6 protein-coding genes and 1 pseudogene are annotated in these 8103 nt (G+C 44.8%); 5 read left to right on the plus strand and 2 right to left on the minus strand.

Annotation, left to right across the window (positions count from 1 at the left end; translation table 11 throughout):
- Positions 1-334: 334 nt before the first annotated feature.
- Positions 335-2719, minus strand: a complete 2385-nt coding sequence (locus G586_RS0114450; RefSeq protein ID WP_026528319.1) for a Tex family protein — start codon at positions 2717-2719, stop codon at positions 335-337.
- Between the two features lie 227 nt (positions 2720-2946).
- Between G586_RS0114450 and G586_RS0114455 the strand changes: the two genes are divergently transcribed.
- The 5 genes from G586_RS0114455 (at position 2947) to arcC (ending at position 7714) form a co-directional block, all read left to right on the plus strand.
- Positions 2947-3375 (plus strand): hypothetical protein, encoded by a 429-nt coding sequence (locus G586_RS0114455; protein ID WP_026528320.1) that lies wholly within the window; start codon positions 2947-2949, stop codon positions 3373-3375.
- Between the two features lie 11 nt (positions 3376-3386).
- Positions 3387-3926, plus strand: coding sequence for a hypothetical protein (locus G586_RS0114460; protein ID WP_026528321.1), 540 nt, complete (start codon positions 3387-3389; stop codon positions 3924-3926).
- A gap of 13 nt (positions 3927-3939) precedes the next feature.
- The gene (locus G586_RS0114465; RefSeq protein ID WP_026528322.1) at positions 3940-4689 is read left to right on the plus strand and encodes a DUF975 family protein; all 750 of its coding nucleotides are present in this window, start codon (positions 3940-3942) and stop codon (positions 4687-4689) included.
- Between the two features lie 66 nt (positions 4690-4755).
- Positions 4756-6705 carry a glycoside hydrolase family 2 protein gene (locus G586_RS0114470; RefSeq protein WP_026528323.1) on the plus strand — a complete coding sequence of 650 codons (1950 nt, stop codon included), beginning with the start codon at positions 4756-4758 and terminating at the stop codon, positions 6703-6705.
- 73 nt (positions 6706-6778) lie between these two features.
- Positions 6779-7714, plus strand: coding sequence for a carbamate kinase (arcC, locus tag G586_RS0114475; protein ID WP_026528324.1), 936 nt, complete (start codon positions 6779-6781; stop codon positions 7712-7714).
- A 161-nt stretch (positions 7715-7875) separates the two neighbouring features.
- On the opposite strand, the pseudogene G586_RS26805 reads toward arcC, so the two are convergent.
- A pseudogene (locus G586_RS26805) lies at positions 7876-8103 on the minus strand (group II intron reverse transcriptase/maturase); the annotation flags it as partial.

An 8103-nucleotide genomic window follows, 5' to 3' on the forward strand; every position in this document is an offset into this window, starting at 1 on the left:
TTTTTTCATAATAGTAATGCAAAAGACTATACATCCAATATAACTCTTGATTATGGAAAATGTGAAACAAGTTAAGTTTGGTACTATAAACTGTTGCATAATGGTGAGCATATTTTTAGCTCAGAATTTATCTGTTTGTGCTAAAAAAATACGTTCAATGGATAAGAAATTGTTTATTGTATATAGAATAACCTCTCTCAAAAAATCTAATCTATACGAAAAGTAAAAATGAAATAGGGGCTACCTTCGGGTAGCCCCTTCCATATATGCCCTAAACCCTCATCCGTCAGCTTCGCTGACACCTTCTCCCTTGTAGGGAGAAGGCTTGATTGGTTTATTTTTTAATTTTCATCGTAAGGCCGATTCTCTGCTTTTTCACATCGACCTCTATTACCTGAACATCAACGATATCGCCAACGCTCACTGCATCAAGCGGGTGCTTGATATAGCGGTCTGTAATCTGAGAGATATGAACAAGACCATCCTGGTGAACACCTATATCAACAAATGCACCGAAATCAACTATATTTCTAACTGTTCCCTTGAGCACCATTCCGGGCTTAAGGTCCTTCATATCCATAACATCGCTTCGAAGGATAGGAGCAGGCATGCTCTCTCTGGGGTCACGTGAAGGCTTCTCAAGCTCTGAGAGAATATCCGTAAGAGTGATCTCACCTACGCCAAGCTCCTCGGCAAGCTTCTTTTTATCTCCTACTCTCTTAAGAAGGCTTCCGCCAACTGCTACCTTTCCATTTGCAGGAGCATCGGCTTTTCCCTTATTAGCATCAGTAGATGCATCAGAATCTGAGCTGCCACCAAGGCTTGTTCCGTTAAGGGCAGCTGCAAGTGCAGCACCCATAGCAGTGTTAGTATTCTTTATGAAAACCTTCTGCTCTTTTTTCTTCTTAACAGGCTTCTGTTTTCCTTCATTCTCAGACTTCTTTGCAGCATTTATGTCTTTAGCTGTCTTCTTCTGAGCCTCGCGAACATCATCCATGGTAAGACCAAGCTTGTCCATGAGCTTCTCAGCTGCTTCGTAGGACTCCGGATGAACACTGGTATCATCAAGAGCATTCTTACCGTCATGGATTCTAAGGAAGCCTGCACACTGCTCATAAGCCTTCGGTCCTAATTTCGGAACCTTAAGAAGCTGATCTCTGCTCTCAAACTTACCGTTTTCCTCACGGTAATCAACGATATTCTTGGCAATAACCTTGGTTATACCTGAAATATATGTAAGAAGAGGTGCTGAAGCGGTATTAAGGTCAACGCCAACCTTATTAACGCAGTCCTCAACCACGCCTGAAAGTGCTTCGCCAAGCTTCTTCTGATTCATATCGTGCTGATACTGGCCTACGCCTATGCTCTGAGGATCGATCTTAACAAGCTCTGCCAAAGGATCCTGAAGACGTCTTGCGATTGAAGCCGCACTTCTCTGACCAACATCAAACTGAGGGAACTCCTCTGTTGCAAGCTTACTTGCAGAATAAACCGAAGCGCCTGCCTCATTAACGATTACATACTGTACGGGCTTATCCAGCTCTTTTATAAGCTCTACGATAACCTGCTCTGATTCTCTTGAAGCAGTACCGTTACCTACTGAAATGAGGTCTACATCATACTTCTTAATGAGCTTCTTAAGCTCTGCCTTTGCTTCCTCAACCTTGTTCTGAGGAGCTGTGGGATAAATAACCTTGGTGTCGAGAACCTTACCGGTTGCATCTACGATTGCAAGCTTACAGCCTGTTCTGAAAGCGGGATCCCATCCAAGTACAGTTTTTCCTGCGATGGGAGGCTGCATCAAAAGCTGCTCAAGATTCTTACCAAATACTCCTATAGCACTGTCCTCAGCCTTCTCGGTGAGTTCGTTTCTGATATCGCGCTCAATTGCGGGAGCAATAAGTCTGTCATAGGAATCCTTGCATACAGCCTGGAGTGCAGGTGTAGTCTCAGGATTATCCTTTGTTATTGTTTTCTTTTCAAGGAAACGTAAAATCTGTTCCTCGGGAGCTGTGATCTTAACTGTAAGGAACTTCTCAGCCTCACCGCGGTTAAGAGCAAGTACTCTGTGTCCTAAGATCTTGTTAACAGGCTCCTCAAAATTGTAGTACATCTCGTAAACGCTCTCAGCCTTCTCATCCTTGGCTGAAGATGTCACAAGACCCTGGTTCCATGTCTCCTCACGGATATATGTGCGGAAGTCCGCATTATCTGAAATCTCCTCGGCGAGGATATCCATCGCACCCTGGATTGCTTCCTGAATATTCTTAACTTCTTTTTCTGCATTTACATAAGGTGCAGCTTCCTCAACCAGTGACTTTGTAGTCTCCTGTGCTCTGATAATATCAGCAAGGCCGTCAAGTCCTTTCTCCTTAGCAACTGAAGCTCTTGTCTTTCTCTTGGGTCTGTAGGGTCTATAGAGATCCTCAACAGCAACCATAGTCTCAGCTGCTATAATCTTTTCCTTAAGTTCATCTGTGAGCTTACCCTGCTCTTCTATGCTAGAAATGACCTGCGCTTTTTTCTCCTCAAGGCCTCTGAGATAAGTAAGACGCTCACCAAGAGTACGAAGCTGCTCGTCGTTAAGAGATCCTGTAACTTCCTTACGGTATCTTGAAATGAACGGTATGGTATTACCTTCATCTATAAGCTTTACCGCAGCCTCTACCTGCCATTTTTGTACGCTAAGTTCTTCTGTGATTTTCTGTAAAATGTCCATTTTTGCCTGTTTAACTCCTTGTTTGGTCTATAAACCTGAGAATAAAATTCACTCGTTTATTTTACTATGTAAAAGACCACTTTTTCAATTGTATTTACAATGCTGAGAATTAAGCAATTTTTAATACACTTTGCCCCCATTTTGCGGTACAATTAAGTTGAAATATTGTCATCTTTTGGTGACAAAGGAGGAAGCTGCAGATTATTATCTTTCCATGATTCATCTAAGTGATCTGCAGTTATAAAGGAATGAACGAGAATTTTGAGTACAATCAGACTCACAACATGCTTAATCCGAGAGTCGGATTTGCTACGGCAGCATCTGTACTGGGGCTGATTTCAATCGCACTCATATTGAGTGCATATTTCTCCATAATACTTGGAGGAATAGCAATCACAATGGCTATCCTGTCGAGAGAATCGAACGGAAAGCTGTATCCGCAGGCTAAAAGGGGAATTCTATTTGGTCTTGTCGGATTAGTGGGGGGATACGCACTTATGGTTACATCCTTCGTGACGGTATTTACCGATCCCGAAGCACACAGGATGGTTAATCAGTACTCTCAGGCCGCAACCGGTCAGAGCTTCGACGATATGCTTGAGGAGCTGACAGGCAATCTTGGTATCAGCATTGACCTTCCTGTAGAAAGTCAGTAGAGGGTGTGCTTATGAGCGTTATAGGTGGAGTTGGATTTAATAGTTCTTATGCATCAGGATTTTTTGGTCCTGCTTTTAGCAATGCTCAGGGAACAGGTTCCGAAGCAGCGGCAGGTGCCATAGTTGGTGACGGCAAGGTTACTCTTAATCCCGGCGAATCCGTCGAGAAGAAACCCGGAATGCGCTCATCACCGGCCGAATGCGAGACATGTAAGAACCGCAAATATATTGATGGTTCAGATGAAAATGTCTCCTTTAAGAGCGCTGCTCACATTTCACCGGAAGCAGCACCCGCAAGAGTACGTGGCCATGAGGCGGAGCATGTAGCCAACGCATATAAAAAAGCAGCCGAGGGAGATGGCAAAGTCCTTCAGGCATCCGTCAAAATTCAGACAGCAATCTGCCCTGAGTGTGGACGTACCTATGTATCAGGCGGTCTTACCACCACTCAGATCATGTATAAAAACGAGGATAATCCATATCAGAAAAATCGCAAGTCAGCTGATGCAGCCAGTGGTCTGATCGGTTCAAGCTTCGATGCAGCTGTATAGGATTGAGGAGCAAATGAAACAGACAAAAAACGCTAAAGAGATCAAAGCCATAGCAAGAGACAGGCTTCTTGGTCATTACGGAACAACAATCGGTGCATTAATTCTTTATAGAATCATTGCATTCTTAATGATAAACATCGTTACAGCCGCGATCATTCCGGCTAATCTTCTCACTTATCTTATCTATTTTGGGTCTACCATTCTGGTCAACCTCTTTTTAGGTGTGTTTGACTCCGGACTGGCATACCTTTTTATGAACGTAGTCTATTCTCAATCTGTGTCAACCGCAGATCTTTTCCATGGCTTTAAAAATCATCCTGACAAGGCAATCCTTCTGCACGTTCCGATTGCCGTTGCAAACACTCTTACAGTGATTCCGCTTCAGGTACTGTCAGCCATGCTCATGAAAAGCTCCAGAACCACAGCCATCATAGATGTGCGCTACATAGTGATTGCGCTTGTAACTTCTATCCTGATGACTGTAGCTAACATATATGTACGCCTGATGTTTTCACAATCCTACTTCATTCTCCAGGATTTCCCGGATAAGAAGTCATCAGATATTCTAAAGGCGAGCATGAGCCTCATGAAAGGAAGCAAATTAAGACTACTTCTTCTCTACATAAGCTTTATTCCAATGGTTTTACTTGGAGCAGTCTCCTGTTTTATCCCGCTTTTCTGGATCGGAGCTTACGCATCTGCATCAGATGCAGCTTTTTATCAGGATCTCATCGCTTCATCAAACCGTAACACAAATGATTAAAAACGAACTTAATGCGCCATCCAATTAAACAAAGGATGGCTTTAATTTTTTACGAGGAAAACACAAATGGATTTAATCGATGCAATCAAAGCAATAGACAAATCACATGAAGACGATGTACTCCACAGACTCACCACTATCTGGGGAGAGGCACTTGACAAAAACAACGTGTTAAAAGAATATCCCCGCCCGCAATTTGCGCGCGAGAGCTATATTAACCTCAATGGCACGTGGGAATATGCATTTTCAAAAAGTGATGTGCACCCAAAGAAGATGGACGGCGAAATTCTTGTGCCCTTCTCACCGGAGTCGATTCTCTCAGGAGTTGAAAGACAGTTAAAACCGGATGAATATCTGTGGTACAGAAAGAAGCTTGAAAATATAGTTCTGCCAACTGAGAATTCCAGAGTTCTCCTGCACTTTGGCGCGATTGACCAGAAGGCCATAGTGTTTGTAAACGGAACACCCACAGGAGCACATTGCGGCGGCTATCTGCCTTTTACTGTTGATATCACAGATGCCCTTACTCCTTGTGACTCAGAAGATGGAGAAGGCACTGCCGATGCTCCAAGAAAATATAAAGGAACCCTCACAGTCTGTGTCCAGGATGACAGCGATACATCTTTTCACAGCAGGGGCAAACAGACCTTAAAACGCGGCGGTATGTATTACACTGCTCAGAGCGGAATCTGGCAGACAGTCTGGATGGAGATTGTTCCCGATATCCACATAACCTCCTACAGAATCATACCCGACAGAGATCTGGACATGATCTATGTCACAATTCACACAAACGGAGTATGCCCTGTTTCACTGAAAATCTATGATTCCGAGGGACAGATACTTGTCGCTGAAAACGAAGGTGAGACTGTTCACAGAAGCGACAAAACCCGAGACAGATTCGAGCCTGAGGACTATTACGGTTCCATCAGTCACTCATCGGATGAGCTTAGCACCTACTCCCCTGACATAGAAGGCAAGGGTGCATCAACGCATGTTTATCTTTGCAAGATCACAATGCCCAAGCCTCACCTCTGGACTCCTGAGGATCCATATCTCTATAAGGTACAGATAACCGCCGGAGATGATGTGGCCTGGAGCTATTTTGGCATGCGCTCCTTCACAAGACAGCTTGACGCTGAGGGACATCCCCTCTTTTTCTTAAACGGTGAGCCATATTTCCTGAACGGAGTTCTTGATCAGGGCTACTGGCCCGATGGCTTGTACACAGCACCCAGTGATGAAGCACTTATCTTTGATATCACAGAGATGAAGGAAATGGGCTTCAACATGCTGAGGAAGCATATAAAAATCGAGGCCGCAAGATGGTACTATCACTGCGACAGACTTGGTATGATCGTCTGGCAGGACATGGTAAGCGGCGGCTCTTCTTATGCAAAGCCGGTAGTCAGCTACCTTCCCACTCTGTTCCCGGGTGTATTCGGACATATGCCTGATGGCCCCATCAATTATCATATGTTTTCAAGAGATTCCTCTGAAGGGCGTAGGGAATGGACTGAAGAGATGGAGGAGACAATCCAGCATCTTATCAACGTTCCAAGCATTTCAGTATGGGTACTCTTTAATGAGGGCTGGGGACAGTTCAATGCTTCCGCGGCAACAATTCAGGCCAGACAGTTTGCTGATAACAGACTGATTGATCAGGCCAGCGGATGGTTTGATGAAAACGGCGGAGACTTTAGAAGTGTCCATAATTATTTCAGACCTCTCGATGTTATACCTGACAAGAAGCACCGCGCTTTTGTAATATCCGAGTATGGCGGCTACACATGTTATATCGAAGGCCACAGCAGTGTTGACCGTGTTTACGGATATAAGAAATTCGATACTGTTGCCGATTTTAAGAAGGCATACAACCTTCTTATGAAGGAAACAATCGAAGGCCTTAAGAAGAAGGGGCTTGCCGGTGCTGTTTACACTCAGCTCTCAGATGTTGAGGAAGAGGTTAACGGCATTATGACCTACGACAGACGTCACAACAAGCTTAAAATGTGAGGATTTTCTCTGACACCTACCACAGTCTATGTGGTACAATCTAAAAAACAGTTATTAACGGAGGAGTAACGCTATGGAAAACAAGAAGGCAGTGGTATCCCTTGGACATGAAGCACTTGGTTATACCACAATGGAGCAGAAGGAAGCCGTTCAGGTCACAGCGAAGGCTCTTGCAGACCTCGCCCAGACCGGGTATCAGCTCACTATCACCCACAGTAACGGCCCTCAGGTCAGCATGATCCACAAGGCTATGACTGAGCTCCACAGAATTTATATAGACTATACCCCCGCACCCATGAGCGTCTGCAGCGCCATGAGCCAGGGTTATGTAGGATACGATCTTCAGAACTCACTTAAGAGCGAGCTTACAAGCCGCGGAATATCAACACCTGTAAGTACCATCCTCACACAGGTTACAGTTGATCCCTACGATGAAGCCTTCTACGCTCCCACCAAGGTTATCGGAAGATACATGTCAAAAGAGGATGCCGATAATGAAATTAAAAAAGGAAACTTCGTTCAGGAAGTTCCCGGAAAAGGTTATCTTCGTATAGTAGCGGCTCCCAAGCCGATTGATATTGTCGAGATTGACACTATCCGCGTTCTCTCGGATGCAGGCCAGATCGTAATCGCCTGCGGCGGTGGCGGAATCCCGGTAATCCAGCAGAATCACGTGCTTAAGGGTGCATCAGCAGTAATCGAGAAGGATGCGATCGCAGGAAAACTTGCGGCTGACCTTAATGTGGACAGACTGATTATCCTTACCTCCGTTCCCTGCGTATATACAGATTTCGGAAAAGATACCCAGGCTCCCATCGAGCGCATGAACGTATCTACCGCAGAGCAGTACATCAGAGAAGGACACTTTGGTGCAACAGATATGCTTCCCAAGATTGAAGCAGCTATCGAGTTCCTTAAGAAGAACCCTTCAGGCAGCGTGCTTATCACATCGCTTGCGGAAGTTTCTACAGCACTTAAGGGGAAGGCTGGAACGTTTATTACGGCTTAAGCCCCTCATCTTTACAGCGTAGCCCCTCATCCGGCACTTCGTGCCACCTTCCCCCCAAGGGGAAGGCAAACAAATCGAGTAGGAGGAATTTCTCTTAATTGAGAAATTCCGACCTCTCACACCACCGTGCGTACCGTTCGGTACACGGCGGTTCAATCAACTTAACAAGTAACACACCTTTTGGTGTAGTAGTCTACCATAGAGATTAGTCCGAATGAGGCTAATCTCTTATTGCTTATAGCTTGGGATATATCAGATGCATGACAGACTCTTGCATATCCTTTTGAATATGCGGTTCTCCATGCAGCCCATTTAGGAACTCCAAGTTTTATAAGATTCTTTGCTCTATTCTGCGGAGTTTTCCAGTGCTTCCAAATGCACATACGAAG

The sequence above is a fragment of the Butyrivibrio sp. VCD2006 genome, from assembly GCF_000423925.1.
Taxonomy (GTDB): Bacteria; Bacillota; Clostridia; order Lachnospirales; family Lachnospiraceae; genus Butyrivibrio.